The following is a 19,601-nucleotide window of genomic DNA, read 5'->3' as shown; positions in this document are numbered from 1 at the left end:
CAGGTTCAATTCCAAAGAAATTAAGGGCAATGCGAGAACGAGTGAAACGTTATATTCTTCCAGAAAAAAGAAAACGGCCCAAAAGTAGGACCGTTCGGATTTCAAAAACTCGGTACACCATTAAGTCAAAGCATGCTTAACTGAATGGTGTTAGCTTTATAAGCGGCATTTTTGTATTTGTAATGTCAGTTTAATTAACGCGTTTGACAGCTAACGTAGTTATTACAAAGTGCTTTAAGTATATCTGAGCGGCTTATCATACCAATCACTTTAACACCCTCTACTACCGGGTAATTTTTTGGTTTACCTGTTTTCATTTGCTCGGCTAGTTCAATAATATTGGTTTCGCCACTAACAGTAACAACGTCTGTTTGCATTAATTGTGACACTTTAACCATGCCGTCACAAAAATAGCTGCTGTGAGTTAGAGGTTTTAGTAATTCTTGTTCGGAGATGAATCCAACTAGGCATCTGTTCTCGTCAAATACTGGTGCGCCAAGCAGTTTAAATTTTTGTAGTTCTGCAATTGCTGTGGTCATTTCTGTTTCAGGTGTTATGTTTGGCAACTTACGCTGCATAAAATCTTTTACTTTTGTATTTAGCATTAGGGTCTCTCCCGCTGATGTTCTATACAGAGTATGGTTTATAGATAGGGATTTAGGAAATTGTTTATATTGATGAAGTTGATAGTTTTTAACTATTAACTATTTGCCTTTGTATAAAATAAAAGCACCGATTAGGTGCCTTTATTTATAAGTGAAAGTTAATTTCAGTTATTTTATAAATGCGAATGCATCTGCGTACATGTTTTCACGAATTGCACCATGGGTAATAAAGTCATCGCGCACGATACCTATCATGTCAAATCGACCCGCCATGTAAATATCGTATGGTTCAAGCGATACAATATCTTGCATTACCGCTTTGTGTACATAGCCAGTATGACCTTGCCAATTAGCAGATGGATTTTCTACCACAGGGATAAATTCAAAGTTTTTATGACTATCAGCCCACGTTTGCATTTCTGTGTGTGCGTATAAAGCAGACTCTTCTTTTACGCCCCAATAAAACAATACTGGGCGGTCACATTTAATTTCAGCTAAGTGGTCAGCCATTGATTTAGCGTATGAGAAACCAGTACCGCCAGCAAGCAAAATAATAGGGCGCTCACATTGTAGGCGTAATTGCGAAATACCAAGACCAGCTTCAATGTCTACCAACTGCGTATTGCTATGAGCATTTCGTAGGTGTTCTAATGACTGCATTGCATATGAATCAGCTCCCGATGCGCCAATGTGCAGTTCTATTTCATCACATTGTGAAGGGCGACTGGCAATAGAAAAAGCACGTTTGTCTTTTTCGCTCAATACGAGTTGCATGTATTGACCAGCTTCAAAGGTCACAGGTTGTAGTGGCTTTAAAATTACTTTATGAACAAATTCTGTAAGTGGGCTGATAGCTACAACTTCAGCTTTTAATGTTTGCATTTTTTACCTTTTAGCAGCGCTTTTCACAGCAGATACGCAATAGAATAAATCGATTCTAGCATATCTGCAGGGTTATTTTATAGCCTGTTTATATTATACTAATTCGCAATAATACTTGAGCAATTTGAGTGTTTAAACCTGACGTTAACTGCATTATTATCGACAAGTTCTTTAGCTATAAACGGCTACTTAATTAAGCGAATTGATTTTATATAAACATTTAAAGAATATTAAGGCTTTCCCAAATATCATCTACACGATCTTTGGTGTCTTTATCCATAACAATAGGCTCACCCCATTCTCGAGTAGTTTCACCAGGCCATTTGTTGGTTGCATCCATTCCCATTTTTGAACCCAGACCAGATACTGGCGATGCAAAGTCGAGATAATCTATAGGTGTATTTTCTATTAATGTTGTATCGCGAGCAGGATCCATTCGGGTTGTGATAGCCCAAATAACGTCTTCCCAATCGCGGGCATTAATATCGTCATCGCATACAATTACAAATTTAGTATACATAAACTGACGTAAGAACGACCAAACTCCCATCATCACGCGCTTGGCATGGCCTGGATATTGTTTTTTCATCGTTACAATCGCCATGCGGTATGAGCATCCTTCTGGCGGAAGGTAAAAGTCGACAATCTCAGGAAACTGCTTTTGTAATATAGGCACAAACACTTCATTAAGTGCCACACCTAAAATAGCCGGCTCATCAGGCGGACGACCAGTAAATGTGCTGTGATAAATAGGATCTTTACGGTGCGTTAAGTGAGTTACAGTCATAACTGGAAAGTTATCAACTTCATTATAGTAACCAGTATGATCGCCATAAGGTCCCTCTGGCGCTATTTCACCTGGCATTATGTAACCTTCAAGTACTATTTCTGCACTGGCAGGGACTTGTAGGTCATTTGAAATAGACTTAACAACTTCGGTTCTGCTACCGCGTAATAAACCGGCAAATGCGTATTCGCTTAATGTGTCGGGTACCGGTGTTACTGCGCCAAGTATTGTCGCAGGGTCTGCACCTAGTGCTACTGAGACTGGGTAAGGTTGCCCTGGATTTTCTTTGCACCATTCTTGAAAATCAAGCGCCCCCCCACGGTGTGATAACCAACGCATAATTATTTTATTTTTACTTAATAATTGCTGGCGATATATACCTAAGTTTTGGCGTTTTTTATAAGGTCCTTTAGTTACAGTAAGGCCCCAAGTAATTAATGGTGCAGCATCACCTGGCCAACAATGCTGAATAGGTAATTTAGTTAAATCTACATCATCACCTTCTAAAATTACTTGTTGGCAAGGCGCTTTTTTAACTTCTTTTGCTGGCATATTGAGCACTTGCTTAAAAATAGGTATAGCGCCTAGTGCTTCTTTAATGCCTTTTGGTGGATCAGGTTCTTTTAAAAATGCGAGTAGTTTACCTACTTCGCGTAATTCACTAACCTCTGTTTGGCCCATGCCCATTGCTACGCGTTTTGGTGTGCCAAATAAGTTGGTAAGCACCGGCATATCGTAGCCTTTTGGATTTTCGAATAATAACGCAGGGCCTTTAGCACGCAATGTGCGATCAGATATTTCGGTCATTTCAAGATACGGGTCGATTTCTTGGGTGATACGTTTAAGTTCGCCTTTTTTTTCAAGCAAATCGATAAAATCACGTAGATCTTTGTATTTCATTGGAGGCCGCTATTAAGCAAAAGAGTTAAAGTATTATACCCAGTTCATGCAAGGCAAGTCATTACTTGCACTCAAAACTTACAGCGTTTCATACTCGTTAAGATATATAAAAGTTGATAGGTGTTTTGGGTTTGCTTGCTAGGGCGGTTATAGCTACTAATACGCTTAATTGCTTTATTTGGTTCAGCATGGAGCTTTATCTATTACTTATTAGTTTAATTTGTAGTGCATTGATACTTTTTACCCGCAATTATTAGCATTGCGTTATTACCTTTACCCCAAAATAAAACATTCTCATTTATATATTTATTACCCGATGCGCTCTCTTCGTGATTGAGTAAATAAATGTCATTATTAAAAGTAAGTTCAGCATTTTTGTTATTAATAACATTTAGTACTACAGTATTTTTATTACATAAATAGGCAGTACTTATTTGTTGGTCGCTACATGCGGTTAAGCTAAGTAAGCTGGCCACTATGACCAAATGCACTTTCATTTTTCCTCCTTCTATCTTATTAAGTCCCTATTTTAAGCTGACTTATTTACTTAGTTTGTATGAGAATAACAAAGCAAAATTAACCGTTGGTGAAAGTAGCGCTTTACGTTATGTTTATAGCAATATTTTTTAAGCTCGGAAGCTTTATGGCTGGCACTAACCTTTTAACTTTATTAGACGATATAACCACCTTACTTGATGACATTGCGACAATGAGTAAGGTTGCAACAAAAAAAACCGCTGGTGTATTAGGCGATGATTTAGCACTTAATGCACAGCAGGTTACAGGTGTTGCTGCAGAACGTGAGTTGCCAGTTGTTTGGGCTGTCGCTAAGGGTTCATTTTTAAATAAAGCGATGTTAGTACCCGCCGCTTTATTAATTAGTGTGTGGCTGCCTTGGTTAATAACACCACTGTTAATGATTGGTGGTTTATTTTTATGTTTTGAAGGAGCCGAAAAAGTATTTGCTAGGTTTTTACCTCATCACAATGAAGCGGTAGATGAAAATGAAAAATTAGATTTAGTTGAGTACGAAAAACAAAAAATAAAAGGGGCAATAAGAACTGACTTTATTCTTTCTGCCGAAATTATTGTGATTACTTTGGGCACAGTGGCTGGCGCTACATTACTTAACCAAGCTTTAGTGCTTTGTGTTATCGCAGTAATAATGACCATTGGTGTTTATGGCTTAGTTGCAGGTATTGTAAAACTGGATGATGCAGGACTTTATTTACTCAACCAATCTAAAGTGTCAGCTAATAAATTTAAAGAGCTACTTGGGAAAGGCTTACTAGCAGCAGCGCCTAGGTTGATGCAGTTTTTAGCATTTGCGGGCACTATTGCGATGTTTTTAGTAGGTGGTGGTATTTTAGTGCATGGTGTTGAGTTACTGCATCACACGCAGATAGATGTAACAAGTTATGCTCAGTCGATGGCTGGAGTTACTGGTGAGGTATTGGCTCCACTGGTATTTGATGGGTTATTAGGCGTTACTGCCGGCTTAGTTGTTGTGCTTATACATGTAAGTTATACAAAGTTATTTAAAAAATAATTTAAAGCTGGTGTAGTTAGTTCATACACCAGCATAAACTTTAATCTAATCCACTTATTCGCAGTTAGCTATTTTACAAAGCGATTCCAATTCAAATTGTGCTTTAGTATTTTTTTGCTCAATGGCCTTTTTATACCAATAAATAGCCTGTTGATAATTTTGAGCTATTCCCTGACCATCACGATACATTTGCGCTAAATTTAATTGTCCCCATTGAGAACCCGATTCAGCAGCTAGCTTAAAGCTATCAAATGCTTCAACAAATAACTCATCTTTAAAATATATTATGCCTTGTTGGTTGTTTTTATCGAGCTTTAAGCCTTTATATAAAGGTTTAGGTTTGGGAGGAAACATCACAAACCCGCCATAAAGGCTGTTGGCATAAGGGCGTAATACGTCGTAAATAGCTTCGTCTTTATGCAAACGCTTTATTTCATCACGAGGGAGGGTGATTGTTTTAGTGGAGAAGTAATTGTCTTGAATTAGTTGGCTAGTACGCATTGCCAAAGTAATACTGTTGTTACGTTTATAACTGTAGTTACTTACTTGAAAGGTAATAAATTGTTCGTCAAAATTTAATACTTGAGCAATTCTTAAATTGGTTAGGGTCCAGGGTTCGTGTGTAAATTTGTCGGCGTGTACTAAGTAGGTGTCATATATTTTAGGTGTATTCAAATAGCTTTGCTTTTGAGTCTCGGTATCAAGGTGTTGTTGATAAAAAAACGAAACAATCCAAAGCAATAAAAATACGCCAATAAAGTATTTAGGCAGGCTTAGTTTTTCTATTAACGGTAGTTGCGTTATTTTAACGGGTTCGTTTTTTCCGCATTGATAGCATTCGCGTTTGTAATTTAATTTTAAAGCGAGCATAGGTAAAATGCTAAATCGTAAATAGCGGCTTTTATTTACTAAATGATAGGCGTCGCTTTGACAATGAGGGCAGCGTATTATTGGTGCAAAATGTGGAAATGATTCACTCGTGTTAAAAAGCAACATAAAGCACGCTCCTTGTTTTAATTATTTAAAGATAAAACAAGTAGCGTGTTAGTTAAAGCTACAAACTGTAAGTAATTATGTCTGTTATTACTTATTTTGAGCTTTTGGTTTGATTGTTGTTTTTGCATCAGCAGCCATTAACGCAAACACAGCGTATGCAGCGGTGTTTTGACGAAGCTTAGCAGGTGTTACTTTATCAAGCGTATCGTCAGCTGTATGGTGGTAATCAAAGTAATCTGTTCCATCTTGAGCAAGTTCAAAAATAGGCGCTGACGTTGCTGCTTTAAGTGGAATTAGGTCAGGGCCACCATTCGCTTGGTTTTTACCAATATACTCAATATTTAATGGCGCAAGCTCTTTTGCTATAGCGCGTACTACAGGAAGCGAAGCGGCATCTACATTTGATTCAAAAGCATATACTACATCGGCGCCAAAATCAGACTCAGCGGCTGCAACAATATTGTTTAATTCGTTTTTATGCTCTGCAAAATAAGCTTTGCTCCCCAAAGGCCAAGCTCTTCGGCTGCAAAAAGCACTACGCGAATGCTGCGCTTAGGGCGTTTTACATCACTAATATGTTTAGCGGCTGCCATTGTTAGCCCAACGCCTGCGCCATCATCTAATGCGCCAGTACCTAAATCCCAAGAATCTAAATGTGCGCCAATAAGTACGTATTGTTCAGGGTTTTCAGTACCATTAAATTGGCCAATAACGTTATAACCTGTTCCTTCACCAAGGCTTTCGGTTTGCACGTTAATATTTACCGACACGTCTTTATTTAAAGCAATAAGTCGTGCAATTTGATCTGCATCTGGGTTAGCAATTGTTACGTTAGGTATTTTTGTAACACCTTCTTTGTAGTAACTACCGCCAGTGTGTGCAAAACGATGATGACCGGTACTTACCGAGCGCATCATGTAGGCAACAGCCCCTTTTTTAGATGCTTCTATAGCGCCTGTACCACGTGCTTTTACAGCAGGTCCGTAACCATTCCCATCTATATCGCGGTTCATTCGGTAATTAATATACGCAATTTTACCTTTTAAACTGTTTGCCGGTGCGGCTTTTAATTCATCAAGTGTTTCGAATAATACAACAGGCGCTGTGATCCCATCTTTTGGCGTGCTTATACTGTTACCTAATGCAGTTAAGTGCAGTGGTTGCTCGCTTGGTGTTAGTATTTTTCCGCTTTCGCTATAACGGCGCCATTCAGGAAAAGTCGCTTCTTCTAGCCATACTTTATCAAAGCCCAGTTCATTAAATTTGGCTTGAGCCCATGCCACTGCTTTTTTATCGTTTTCAGTGCCGGGTAAGCGAGGGCCAACTTCAGTTGTTAATGACTCTAGTAATTTATAGCTTAAATCACTATTTAGAGCAGAGGTGCGTACTTCGTCTACTTGTTGTAATTGCTTTTGGGTAAATTCGGCGCTGTTAGCGTTTGCAGCCATACTGCTAGTAAGCAGTAATGCGGTAATGATTTTTTTCATTTGGGTAAGCCTTTTTAATAATTAACACTATTAAAGCATGTAATAAACGCTATAAAAAATAGATGAGATGAATAGGCGTTGTAATGGGTTTAATACTGTTAGGTATAAATGTTTAGATGTAAAAAAGCCCACGTAAATGTACGTGGGCTATATTTTAAAGCTGTTATTTAGGCATTTATTTAAAAGCTAAATTGCGCTGCTAAACGAAGATTTGTGCCCTCGCCAACAGTTACATTATTAGTTCCGCCACCACCTAAGTAGCTTTTATCAAATAAGTTTTCGATGTTAAGACGTAAATTAATATCGGTATTACTTAAGTTAAACTTATAAGTGGCACCTACATCAACGCGCGTATATGCATCTTTAGTAATCGTATTATCGCTATCGGCAAAGCGCTCACCTTCGTAAAATGCACCAGCATTAAGTGCAATTGCGTCGTTGAATTCATAACGTGTCCAAAGTGATGCCGACCATTTTGGTGCATCGGTAGGGCGTTTACCTTCTAATTCTTCATCGCGTTCAAAGTTAGCATCTAGATACATAGTTGATGCCATAACAAATAAACGGTCAGTAGCGGCACCTTGCGCGCTGACTTCAACACCTTTATGACGTTGTTCGCCTACTTGGTTTGTTTCACTTGTGAATGAGCCAATAGGAGTATCAAGCTGTTCGCTAACAAGAGTACCTTCTTTGCTAATATCAAAAATAGCACTGGTAAGCATTAGGCGGTCATCAAATAATTGCCATTTAATACCAATTTCTCTTTGCTCAGATGTAACTGCATCTAATTTCATGCCGTTATTTACATCAGTTTCGTCAATCAATGTTTCGCTACCTTGAGGTTCAAAACCTTCTGAGTAACTAGCATATATAGTAGCAGAGGCATTTGGGTGATAAAGCACACCTACTTTTGGTACAAATGATTCGTTATCATTTCCTGTGCTATTTTGTTTGTCGTAACGACCACCCAACGATAGTTGCCATTCTGGCGAGAACGAAATTAAGTCTTGAACGTAAATACCGTAGTAGTCATATTCAGTTTCGCTTACGGTATCATCTGTTTTGTAACTTATTGAAGGGCGAGGTGGCTCTGTCTGTCCAGCTGAAAAATCAAAAGAGTCGGCAGAGGTACGACGTTGCCCGTAGTAGTAATCAAGCGAGTTTGCGCCAATTAAAAACTGATGTTGTAAATTTCCCGTTTTAAATTCACCAACGAAATCAATATATGCCGTTTTAAACTGCCAATCATCAAAGCGATCATAAGGGTTTGATTGATAGCTATCACCCTCAACAAAGTCGCTTGGCATATTAGGTGCTGATTCAAAGCGTTGGCGCTCAAATGTTTGTTCGTTATAGCCAAGCTTTACTTGCCAGTTATCGGTTAAAAATACTTCTAGGTCTACACCTAGGTTTTCTACAGTTATATCGGTAAACGCCCAAGACATATCACGGATTGTTTTATCATCACCAATTACATTGGTATTATCGTCTATCCATGCGCCAGTATCTAAACCTGCTTCGTCGTCTGTGCGGTCGTAATGCACACGTACTAATGCGTTGTCGCTAATATCGTAATCAACAACTAAAGCACCTAAAAATCGGTCGCGCTCACGGTTTTCACCATTTTGGTACTCACGCCAGTAATCAACATCTTGTTTAACTAAAATACCACGAGCACGTAAATCTTCTGATTCAGTCAATGCACCACTGGCATCTACCATAAAGCGAGTTGAGCCATGTTGGTCTACATCGGCACTGGCATTAAATAATGTTTGTGCTGTAGGTTTTTTAGTTACCATGTTAACCAAGCCACCAGGACCTGATTGACCATATAAAATGCTTGATGGGCCTTTAATTACTTCAACTTGTTGCAAAATTTCGATTGGTTGTTGATAGTGCGACCAATGCTGATGCCCATCACGTAAATAACCCGTAGATGAGCTAAGCTCAAACCCACGTAAGTTAAATACTTCACGATTTCGTTGTTGTGAGCCTGCCGTTAAACTTGCGTCATTTGTTAGTACTTCGCCAAGGGTGGTGGCAAGTTGCTCACTAATAATAGTGTCGGTTATTACGGTTACAGATTGTGCGGTTTCAAGTAATGAAGCTGAGGTTCTCATTGCGCCATTAGCGTTATCTACTTTGTAATCGTTAAAGTAGCTACCTTTGACTTCTATACGTTCAAGGTCGGTAGAGTTTGCATATGCGTTTGTTGTAATACTTGCCAATAGTGCTATGTAAAGTGAATTCAGTTTCATTGATTGCTTCCAGCGCAGTTATGTAAAAAATAATCGCGATCTTAATGCAAACTACTATCATTTTCAACATCTTTTATTAACATGCTTTATAGTGTGTTTGTTCATGGTTGCCAATTGCGAATTCTGCTATTATTAGCAGCATATTTAGTGGGGCTTTCCCCCATGTTATTTTTATTGCTATGGAACTTACTGTGACTTCAACTGCTTTTTCATCTTTGGCTTTACCAGCTGGACTCGTTGATAACTTATCAACACTTGGCTATGCCCACATGACACCTGTACAAGCGCAAAGTTTGCCGCCTGTACTTGCTGGTAAAGACATCATTGCTCAGGCTAAAACCGGTTCAGGTAAAACTGCTGCGTTTAGCTTGGGTGTGTTAGCTAAATTAAACGTAAAACGCTTTCGTATTCAATCTTTAGTGTTGTGTCCGACTCGTGAGCTTGCCGAGCAGGTTGCGGTTGAAATGCGTAAATTAGCGCGCGGTATTCATAACATTAAAATATTGACGTTATGTGGCGGTGTATCAATTGGTCCACAAATAGGCTCGCTTGAACATGGCGCACATATTATTGTTGGCACACCTGGTCGTGTTGATGATCATATTCGTAAAGGTACTTTACGTTTAGATGATGTTGAAACGTTGGTACTTGATGAAGCCGATCAAATGCTTGATATGGGTTTTCAAGATACACTTGACGCAATTATTGAGCGTATTCCACAAAATCGTCAAACATTGCTATTTAGTGCAACGTTCCCAAGAGCCATAGAAGCAATTGCTAAACGTGTACTTAAAAATCCAGAAATGGTTAAAGTAGAAGAAGAGCAAGCCAAAAGTACAATTAAGCAGTACTTCTACAAAATGGATAATAATAAGCAGCGCTATCCAACGCTAAAATTATTATTACTTAAATTTACACCACAAAGTTGTGTTGTATTTTGTAATACCAAAGTAGAAACACAACAGTTGTGTGATGATTTAGCTGATGAAGGCTTTAGTGCTGTTTCGCTACACGGTGATTTAGAGCAGCGCGATCGTGAGCGTACGTTAATTCACTTTTCAAATAAAAGTGCTTCAATACTTGTTGCAACCGATGTTGCTGCGCGTGGTTTAGATATTGATGACATGGATATGGTGATTAACTACCATTTAGCACATGACACGCAAACACATGTGCATCGTGTTGGTCGTACAGGACGAGCTGGTAAAAAGGGCATTGCATGTTCTATCTACGGTGAAGCCGAAGCGTTTAAAATTGCTCAAATAGGCGAACATTACGAACGCGATATTACTCCAGAGCAAATGCCACCATTTAATTTATTAGACAAGCCGCCGTACCGCCCTGAAATGGTTACTTTGATGATTGATTCAGGTAAAAAGCAAAAAGTACGTGCAGGTGATATTTTAGGTGCTTTAACGGGTAAAGATGGGGTTGCAGGTCGTCAGGTGGGTAAAATTAACGTACTTGATAACGTAGCGTTTGTTGCTGTTGAGCGTAACTCATTAAAACCTGCGCTACGTAAATTAACCGAAGGCAACATTAAAGGGCGAAAAATACGCGCTCGTCGCCTTACTCGTTAATTTATATTAATAATTAGTGCATTAACGAGCAGCTTTTTTTAGCTGCTCGTATTCCTCTTTTATTTTTTTAAACTTTACTTCGCAGCCGCCAGGCTTATCTGGGTGATTTTTGAGTGCATGTTGTCGCCAGCGTTTTTGTAACTCTTTAAGTGTAAAGTTATTTGGCAATTCCCACTCAATGGTAAGTTCATTATAATTTTTTTGCGTTAAGGTCGATATTGCACTTTGACGTTTAAATTGCCCCCAAAAACTATTTAAAAGTGCATCAACGTCTTCTGTTGAGGTATCGTAGTTTTTCCAATCCAAATAATAATCTCTTAAATTTGTTTTAATTATTGCTGGTCGATCACTCTCTTTTTCTAAAAGCTCAATGTGTAGTGTTGAAATTAGTAATATTTGAGGATGAATTTGAATTTGTAGTTGGTATAGCGCGTTCATAATTAAAAAGTTACGCTTAAATAAATCACGTTCTGGATTTTTATCAAGTGATTTTATTGCACCGCTATTTATAAGTTCTGATGCTAAAATATGAACTTGCCAAACTTGCTTTGTTAATATTAAATCAAATATCTGGTCAATCAGTGGGTTAAGCATTGTTTACGCCCTAGTAATTGGTGTATCTTCAATAAAGATTACATTTGTTATAAGTAACCGTTTGAAGGATTGTAATTATGCAAGGCAAGCTTAAATGCCTCTTATTCATTGTATGTTGTGTATTGCTACCCTTTAGCTATGCCCAGAATGCTGTGTCGTTATTTGACGAGTTTAAAAAAGAACAGCAATGGGATGCAAAACTGCAATTAGGTAATGCATTATTAACAAATCCAAACACCTCAAAAAATGAGCGCGCTGAAGTTTATTCATCAATGGCTAATTTAGCGCTTTCTGTTGATAACTATACAGTTGCTTTAGAGTATTTTAAGTTACTAGAGCAAGGTACATCAGTATCATTTTTACCTAATGAGCACTTTCGTGCAATTAAAATGCAGGGTGTTGCTCTTTTTTATCAAGGGCATTTTCAAAAAGCAATTGTGGCGTACACTCGAACACTTGCTATAGCTGAAAAAAATGAACTCTTATTAGAGCAAGCTAACTTATTAAATAATATAGGGTTAGCTTATTTTAATATGAATAAGTTAGCGCCAACACTCGAGTACTATTTAAAAGCGAAAGTGATTTATGAAGCGTTAGGTAGCGAGCAAGATAAAACAGATATTTTACTCAATATAGCGGGTGTTTATATTCGCCTATCGCGTTATGACAACGCATTTAGTATTTATCAAGATGTGATTAAAGTTTATCAAAAACTGGGTGATGAGAGTGGTGTTGCTCAAGTGTATAACAATATGGGTGTAGCTTATTCTGAGAGTAATCAGTTTGATTTAGCACTTCATTATTATCAATTAGCGCTTCGTTATTATTTACCTGCCAATGACTATAATAAATTATCAACGCAATACACCAACCTTGCCAATGTAAACTTAATATTAAATAAAGTAGATATAGCGTATGAGCAAGCCAAGTTAGGTGCACAGTATGGGCTTAAAATTAAGAACCATAATTTAGAACTTAATGCATTGCACACTTTAGCGAAAATACAATTTGTAAAAGGCGAGTTGGATGAAGCTCAATCGAATTTAGATCGTGCTATATTTTTAGCCCATGAAAATAGTAGTGAGCGAATATTAAGAGATGGTCTAGGGAGTCAATCATTGCTAGAAGCGAGTAAAGGAAACTACTCAAAAGCGATGTCTTTGCACGAGCAATTTATCAGTGAATTAAGAAATCTCAGAAGTGAATCAATTATAAATGCGTTAGCTGTATTGCAAAAGCAATTTAAAGCGACTCAGTTGAATCAAGAAATTGAGCAATTAAAGCAAGATAGAAGAGTACAAAAACTAAAAATGACTCAACGCTCACAGCTTACGCTGTTTATTTTTGTGTTATTTATTTTGGTTATTGTTACAGGGGTTGCACTTTACCGACGTGGTGCAGAAAAACGTGCAAAGCAGCGTTTAGCCGAACAGGTAGAGCAGCGTACCTCTGAGTTACAAGCCGTAGCTCAAGAATTAAGAGAAGCGAACGAAATTAAAAGTCAGTTTTTAGCAAATATAAGTCATGAAATAAGAACGCCATTGACGGCAATTTTAGGGCAAACAGATGATTTAATAAATGGTTTGTATGAGCCTGAACAACTTCAAGATGAGCTTAAAATAATTCAACGCCATAGCGATCATTTAAAAAGCTTAATTAACGATGTACTCGATTTAAGTAAAATTGAAGCAAATAGATTAGAGTTAAATATTTCGTGCTTCGATATTGTTCAATTAGTTAGTGATGTACACGCGATGTTTAGTACGCAAGCAAAAGCTAAAAATTTGCATCTAATTTTAGATAATCAAATAGGTACCGACTTCTATATAAAGCTTGATCTAACGCGCGTAAAACAAATACTAATTAACCTGTGTGCAAATGCAATTAAGTTTACTCGCGCAGGGCAAGTAATAGTCGCATTAAACAAAACAGAACAAGGCTTAGTACTTACAGTTAAAGACACTGGTATTGGTATGAGTTCTTCTCAATTAAAACTAATTTTTGAGTGCTTTAGCCAAGCAGATAATAGTATAAGTCGTCGTTTTGGTGGTACTGGGCTAGGTCTTAGCTTATCGCAACAGCTAGCCTCGATGATGGGTGGCTATATTAGTGTGCAGAGTGAATATAAAAAAGGAAGTCAGTTTTCTTTCTTTTTACCTTGCATAGAAGTCGATAAAGAATTAAATGTTATTGAAAACCAAGACTCTCCTGTTATTAGTAAGCAATTAAATGGTCGAGTTTTACTTGCTGAGGATCATCCAGACAATCGTAGATTCATTAGTCGTTATTTGCGTTCATTAGGGCTTGAAGTTATTGCTGTAGAAAATGGTGAGCAAGCAGTAGAGCAATGCTTGCAAGAATACCCTGACTTGGTTTTACTCGATATTCAAATGCCAGTAATGGATGGACGAGCTGCTTTTAAACTATTAAAAAAATGTGGTTTTGAACGTCCAATTTTTGCATTAACCGCTAATGCAATGAGCCATGAAGTGGATGACTATTTGGCGTTAGGTTTTAGTGGCTATTTAGCTAAACCTATTAATAAAGATTTATTTTATAAAGCATTATCTTTGCACTTAGAAGAGACAGAAGATCAGCAGCAAGTTAAGCAAACAGATATAGATATGAGCGACTTAGTAATTAGCTTTAAGCAAAGCTTTGCGTTGGAGAATGAGGCAATAACACAGCATTTTATAAATGAAGATTTAGAGGCGCTTCAAAAAGATAGCCATAGAATCTTGGGTGCTGCGCAAATGTTTGGACTTGATGAAATAGCATTGGCTGCTAAAAATCTTGATCGGGCATTATTACAAACCCAAAGCAATCGAAATATATTGCATATTAAAAAGCTAGTATCTAGCTTACAAACCGTTCTTAAAAAGTATAATGAAAGCTAGTTATATTGTTTAGTATTACGGTAATAGAAATAAAAAAAGCGCCAAATTTGGCGCTTTTTTATTTCGAATTTAAACGCTTATTGGCGTCTCATCGAGTCAAAAAATTCATCATTAGTTTTGCTCATCGATAATTTATCGATTAAGAATTCCATTGCATCAATTTCTGACATGTCATGAACTATTTTACGTAAAATCCAAAGCTTTTGAAGCTCATCTGGTTTTGTCAGTAATTCTTCACGACGAGTACCTGAGCGATTAAAGTCGATAGCTGGGAATACACGTCTTTCCGCGATTTTACGGTTAAGGTGTAATTCCATGTTACCAGTACCTTTAAACTCTTCGTAGATAACTTCATCCATTTTAGAGCCAGTATCGATAAGTGCTGTAGCAATAATAGTTAAACTACCACCTTCCTCAACGTTACGTGCAGCACCAAAGAAGCGCTTAGGCTTATGTAATGCGTTAGCGTCAACACCACCAGTAAGTACTTTACCTGATGAAGGAATAACAGTGTTATAAGCACGGGCTAAACGAGTGATTGAATCCAATAAGATAACAACATCTTTTTTGTGCTCAACTAAGCGTTTTGCTTTTTCGATAACCATTTCGGCTACTTGTACGTGACGAGAAGCTGGTTCATCAAATGTTGATGCAATAACTTCACCTTTAACTAGGCGTTGCATCTCTGTTACTTCTTCCGGACGCTCATCAATTAGTAATACCATTAATGTTGCATCTGGATGATTGTGTGTAATCGATTGTGCAATATTTTGCAGTAGCATTGTTTTACCCGCTTTTGGCGGTGCTACTAATAAACCACGTTGACCGCGACCAATTGGCGAGGCTAAATCAAGTACACGTGCTGTAATATCTTCTTTACTGCCGTTACCGCGTTCCATACGAAAACGTTCGTTAGCATGTAACGGAGTTAGGTTTTCAAAAAGAATTTTAGTACGAGAGTTTTCAGGCTTATCAAAATTAACTTCGTTTACTTTAAGTAAAGCAAAGTAACGTTCGCCATCTTTCGGTGGGCGAATAAGGCCTGAGATTGAATCGCCAGTACGCATGCTGAAACGGCGAATTTGGCTAGGTGAAACATAAATGTCATCTGGCCCAGCTAAGTAAGAGGCTTCTGATGATCTTAAAAAGCCGAAACCATCTTGTAAAATCTCTAATACACCGCCGCCGAAGATATTCTCTCCGCCTTTGGCATGGGATTTAAGAATGGCAAAAATAATATCTTGCTTTCTTAATCGGGCTACGTTTTCGAGCCCCATGGACTCAGCTAAGTTTACAAGTTCTTTTATAGACTTGTCTTTTAATTCGCGTAAATGCATATTGGTGGGTTCTTTATTACAGTTGTCATACTCAAAATCGCTTTGATCGTTGAGTGAGGTTTGTTGAATATAACTAAGGATTAGTTGGCTTTATAAACTAGCAGTTCACTGGCAAAGCGTCCAGTCTTTATACAAAATAAATTTAAAAAAAGGGCAAATAGCCCTTTTTTATAGTTCTAGCTTACAATTAGATGTTGTTTTCTAAAAACTCGATAAGTTGAGTTTTTGAAAGTGCACCTACTTTCGTTGCAGCTACTTGACCATCTTTAAAAAGAAGTAAAGTAGGGATGCCACGAATACCAAATTTTGGCGGTGTGCCAGCATTTTGGTCAATGTTTAATTTAGCAACAGTCACACGGCTGTCGTATTCATCAGCAACTTCGTGAAGAATAGGGGCGATCATTTTACAAGGTCCGCACCATTCAGCCCAGAAATCTACTAGTACTGGTTTATCTGATTGTAATACGTCAGCTTCAAAGCTATCGTCAGTAATTTGGATTATTTTCTCGCTCATTGCGCTCTCCGATTTAGTTAGGCGAAATATTTAGTGCGTATTTAAACACTCTTGTTTCTTATTGCAAGTTTAAACGTTATGCTTAAACGCTATGACTAAGACACATTTAACCGATAAAAAGTTTTCAGACTTTGCTATCGCACCGGAAGTGGTTGCCGGTTTAACCGAGAATGGGTTTGAATATTGCACACCTATTCAAGCAAAATGCCTACCTTTTATTTGTGATGGCCGTGATATTGCGGGTCAAGCTCAAACAGGTACAGGCAAAACGTTGGCGTTTTTAACGGCAACGTGCCATCGGTTATTACAATCTAGCAAAGTACCTAGTAAACATCCAAGAGCCCTGATCATGGCCCCTACTCGGGAGCTTGCGATTCAGATACACAAAGATGCTAAAATTTTAGCGCCGCACTGTAATCTTAACTTAGGTTTAGTATATGGTGGCGAAGATTACGAAAAACAACGTGCACAACTAGAAAAAGGCGTTGATATTTTAATTGGTACTACAGGTCGCTTAATTGATCTGTATAAGCAAGGCTGTTACACCCTTAATGAAATTGAGGTAGTCGTGCTTGACGAAGCCGATCGTATGTTCGATTTAGGTTTTATCAAAGATATTCGTTATATGTTCGATCGTATGCCAGATACATCAAAGCGTTTAAACTTATTATTCTCTGCTACATTATCGTATCGCGTACAAGAATTAGCTTTTGAACACATGACAAACCCAGAGCATGTTCAAATCGAACCTGACGTTAAAACGGGTAAACGTATTCAAGAAGAGCTATTTCATCCTTCGCAAGAAGACAAAATTAAGCTGTTGTTAACCTTAATTGAAGAAGAATGGCCAGAGAAAGCAATCGTGTTTGCAAATACCAAACACAGCTGTGAAACAGTTTATGCTTGGCTTAAATCTGACGGTCATCGTGTAGGTATGCTTACTGGTGATGTTAACCAGAAAAAACGCCAAACTATATTAGCGCAATTCAGTAAAGGTGAATTAGACTTTTTAGTAGCAACCGATGTTGCAGCGCGTGGTCTTCATATTCCAGAAGTAAGCCATGTATTTAACTTTGATTTACCTGACGACTGCGAAGATTACGTTCACCGTATTGGTCGTACTGGTCGTGCTGGTGCATCAGGTCATGCAATAAGCTTTGCTTGTGAGCAATACGCTTATAATTTACATGAAATTGAAGAATATATAGAGCACAGCATTCCTTTATCACATTATGATAAAACAGCATTGCTAGATGATTTAACTCAGCCTATTATTCAAAGAAAGCGCAACTATTCAACAGGTCCACGTAGCCGTAGTAATAACAGCGGACGTCGCCCAAATAATAGTTACCAAAAAGGACGGTCGTAAGCGACCGTTTGTAAAAGTAGTAGTAACTAGAGGTTTTTGAACGGTGGGGCAACTTAAACCGCAAAAAAATGTGTACGCAGTTATTGATTTGGGCTCAAATAGCTTTCATATGCTTATAGCCAAATCAATTGCTGGCGGTCTACAAACCATTGGACGTGTTAAACGCAAAGTCCGATTAGCCGCAGGGCTTGATACAAACAATGTATTAAGCTCTGAAGCAATGCAGCGAGGCTGGGAATGCCTTGCCCTTTTTGCTGAGCGCTTGCAAGATATTCCAGATAAAAATATCACCATAGTAGCAACTGCCACTTTACGGTTAGCAACTAACGCCGAAGTATTCAAAAATCATGCAGAAAAAATCCTTGGTCACAAAATTAATGTGATTAGTGGAGAACTAGAGGCGCGCACAATTTATAAAGGTGTTGCTCATACTTCTTCTTGTACAGGGAAACAACTGGTTATTGATATTGGCGGTGCTAGCACTGAAGTTGTTATTGGCAAAGCATTTGATGCCTTACATTATAAAAGCCTCAATATGGGGTGTGTTACCTACCTTGAACGCTATTTTAAAGATTGCCAATTAAGTAAGGGTAACTTTAACGCAGCTATAAAGGCAGCGCGCACTGTTATTGATGAAATATCCCCTGATTATAAAGCTGCTGGATGGCAAATTGCATCTGGTGCTTCTGGCACAGTACAAGCAATTCAAGAAATTATGGTCGCTCAAAATCTTGACGATTTACTTACGCTTGAAAAACTCAACACTATAAAAGAACAAGCAATTGCATTTAGCACTATTGCAGCACTAGATCTGCCTGGATTAAGTGAAGACCGTCGACTGGTATTTGTATCTGGACTCGCAATCTTAATTGCACTATTTGAATCTCTTGAAATAGAAAAAATGGGATTGGCGGGTGGAGCACTTCGTGAAGGTGTTTTATATAGCATGGTTCCGGAGTTCCATAATAACGACATTCGCAAACGCACGGTTGATGGGTTTATGAGTCGTTATCATGTCGATCAAAAACAAGCGTGTCGAGTTTCAAGCTTAGTTGTTCAGTTAGCTGCAAATATTGATAAAGACTGGCCAATTGAAAGTTTAAATGGGTTACCACTATTGAGAGCAGTAGCGCAGCTTCACGAGATTGGGTTATTAATAGAGTATAAGCAGTACCATAAACATACCGCTTATATTTTAGGAAATACCGATATGCCTGGTTTCTCACAATCAGAACATAAGTTAATAGTAGCCGTAGCTGATGCTCATCGTTCTGACTTTCCAAAAGGCTGCTTTAATTCACTCGGCGTAAATAGTCTATTAGCGCAATACATTGTGAGGTTACTTCGTATAGCAGTTATCTTATCGATGCGCAGACAAGATGACGTACTGCCTAAATTTGAGTTAACTGCTAAAAATGAAGTGTTAGACCTTAAGTTTGAAAGTAACTGGTTAAAAGATCATCCACTGATGGCTAGTGAGCTACAACAAGAGTCTAAACAGCAAGGTAAACTTGGTTGGAAGCTCATAGTAAACTAAGTTAAAAGGTCCTTCAGGACCTTTTTAGTGTTTAAAGTAACCACTTCGATGTAAATATGTGCGAACAGCACATTATTTCAAGTTTTCTTCAAAAAAGGGTTGATCTGTTTTCGGATCTCCCTATAATGCGACCCCACTGAGACGGGAAACGCCGAAGCATAGCAAGGCAGAAACTACTCAGAGAGTTAAATAAAACTTCGGTTTTAAATTATCTAAAAAGAAAGTTTAAAACTAAGTGTTGACTCGAAAAATAAAGGGTGTATTATTCGCATCCCTTGAGACGCTAAAGCGACTCAAAACGTTCTTTAA

General features: G+C 38.1%; 14 protein-coding genes and 2 pseudogenes. 6 read left to right on the top strand and 10 right to left on the bottom strand.

What is annotated here, in order from left to right:
* Window positions 1-140: pseudogene (locus tag I6F65_RS19190) on the top strand (IS4 family transposase); the annotation flags it as partial.
* A 54-nt stretch (window positions 141-194) separates the two neighbouring features.
* On the opposite strand, the gene I6F65_RS19185 reads toward I6F65_RS19190, so the two are convergent.
* From I6F65_RS19185 to I6F65_RS19170, 4 genes are all read right to left on the bottom strand, one after another.
* On the bottom strand, window positions 195-605 hold the full coding sequence (locus I6F65_RS19185; RefSeq protein ID WP_024609937.1) for a CBS domain-containing protein: 411 nt from the start codon (window positions 603-605) through the stop codon (window positions 195-197).
* A gap of 168 nt (window positions 606-773) precedes the next feature.
* Window positions 774-1,487: an NAD(P)H-flavin reductase gene (gene fre / locus I6F65_RS19180; protein WP_197114429.1), complete on the bottom strand. Its 714-nt coding sequence runs from the start codon at window positions 1,485-1,487 to the stop codon at window positions 774-776.
* Between the two features lie 220 nt (window positions 1,488-1,707).
* Entirely contained in the window at window positions 1,708-3,174 is a 1,467-nt protein-coding gene (gene ubiD, locus I6F65_RS19175; RefSeq protein ID WP_197114428.1) for a 4-hydroxy-3-polyprenylbenzoate decarboxylase, read from the bottom strand.
* A gap of 215 nt (window positions 3,175-3,389) precedes the next feature.
* Window positions 3,390-3,671 (bottom strand): MliC family protein, encoded by a 282-nt coding sequence (locus I6F65_RS19170; protein WP_024609934.1) that lies wholly within the window; start codon window positions 3,669-3,671, stop codon window positions 3,390-3,392.
* Between the two features lie 146 nt (window positions 3,672-3,817).
* Between I6F65_RS19170 and I6F65_RS19165 the strand changes: the two genes are divergently transcribed.
* Window positions 3,818-4,723, top strand: coding sequence for a DUF808 domain-containing protein (locus I6F65_RS19165; protein ID WP_197114426.1), 906 nt, complete (start codon window positions 3,818-3,820; stop codon window positions 4,721-4,723).
* 54 nt (window positions 4,724-4,777) lie between these two features.
* Here I6F65_RS19165 and I6F65_RS19160 read toward each other — a convergent pair whose 3' ends face one another.
* The 3 genes and pseudogenes from I6F65_RS19160 to I6F65_RS19150 all read right to left on the bottom strand — a co-directional run bounded on the left by I6F65_RS19160 (window position 4,778) and on the right by I6F65_RS19150 (window position 9,464).
* Window positions 4,778-5,719 (bottom strand): tetratricopeptide repeat protein, encoded by a 942-nt coding sequence (locus I6F65_RS19160; protein WP_197114424.1) that lies wholly within the window; start codon window positions 5,717-5,719, stop codon window positions 4,778-4,780.
* Between the two features lie 87 nt (window positions 5,720-5,806).
* Window positions 5,807-7,206, bottom strand: a pseudogene (locus tag I6F65_RS19155) (M28 family peptidase).
* A gap of 179 nt (window positions 7,207-7,385) precedes the next feature.
* The gene (locus I6F65_RS19150) at window positions 7,386-9,464 is read right to left on the bottom strand and encodes a TonB-dependent siderophore receptor (RefSeq protein WP_197114422.1); all 2,079 of its coding nucleotides are present in this window, start codon (window positions 9,462-9,464) and stop codon (window positions 7,386-7,388) included.
* Between the two features lie 191 nt (window positions 9,465-9,655).
* Between I6F65_RS19150 and dbpA the strand changes: the two genes are divergently transcribed.
* Window positions 9,656-11,044, top strand: a complete 1,389-nt coding sequence (gene dbpA, locus I6F65_RS19145; protein WP_166113992.1) for an ATP-dependent RNA helicase DbpA — start codon at window positions 9,656-9,658, stop codon at window positions 11,042-11,044.
* Window positions 11,045-11,065: 21 nt separating this feature from the next.
* Here dbpA and I6F65_RS19140 read toward each other — a convergent pair whose 3' ends face one another.
* A complete protein-coding gene (locus I6F65_RS19140; RefSeq protein WP_166113989.1) occupies window positions 11,066-11,638 on the bottom strand; it encodes a DNA-J related domain-containing protein in 573 nt (190 codons plus the stop codon).
* Window positions 11,639-11,715: 77 nt separating this feature from the next.
* Here I6F65_RS19140 and I6F65_RS19135 point away from each other — a divergent pair, with 77 nt between their 5' ends.
* Window positions 11,716-14,535, top strand: a complete 2,820-nt coding sequence (locus tag I6F65_RS19135; RefSeq protein ID WP_197114420.1) for an ATP-binding protein — start codon at window positions 11,716-11,718, stop codon at window positions 14,533-14,535.
* Between the two features lie 77 nt (window positions 14,536-14,612).
* Here the strand turns inward: I6F65_RS19135 and rho are convergent, their stop codons facing one another.
* Complete coding sequence (gene rho, locus I6F65_RS19130; RefSeq protein ID WP_008166441.1) at window positions 14,613-15,872, bottom strand: transcription termination factor Rho; 1,260 nt, start codon at window positions 15,870-15,872, stop codon at window positions 14,613-14,615.
* A gap of 187 nt (window positions 15,873-16,059) precedes the next feature.
* Entirely contained in the window at window positions 16,060-16,386 is a 327-nt protein-coding gene (trxA, locus tag I6F65_RS19125) for a thioredoxin TrxA (RefSeq protein ID WP_002960942.1), read from the bottom strand.
* Window positions 16,387-16,477: 91 nt separating this feature from the next.
* Between trxA and rhlB the strand changes: the two genes are divergently transcribed.
* Together rhlB and gppA are read left to right on the top strand one after the other, a co-directional pair.
* Window positions 16,478-17,755, top strand: coding sequence for an ATP-dependent RNA helicase RhlB (gene rhlB, locus I6F65_RS19120; protein WP_197114418.1), 1,278 nt, complete (start codon window positions 16,478-16,480; stop codon window positions 17,753-17,755).
* A gap of 43 nt (window positions 17,756-17,798) precedes the next feature.
* Entirely contained in the window at window positions 17,799-19,292 is a 1,494-nt protein-coding gene (gene gppA, locus I6F65_RS19115; protein ID WP_024609928.1) for a guanosine-5'-triphosphate,3'-diphosphate diphosphatase, read from the top strand.
* Window positions 19,293-19,601 lie beyond the last annotated feature (309 nt).

It is taken from the genome of Pseudoalteromonas sp. SWXJZ94C, from assembly GCF_015864385.1.
Lineage (GTDB): Bacteria > Pseudomonadota > Gammaproteobacteria > Enterobacterales > Alteromonadaceae > Pseudoalteromonas.
This window is presented reverse-complemented; position numbering and strand designations above follow the sequence as displayed.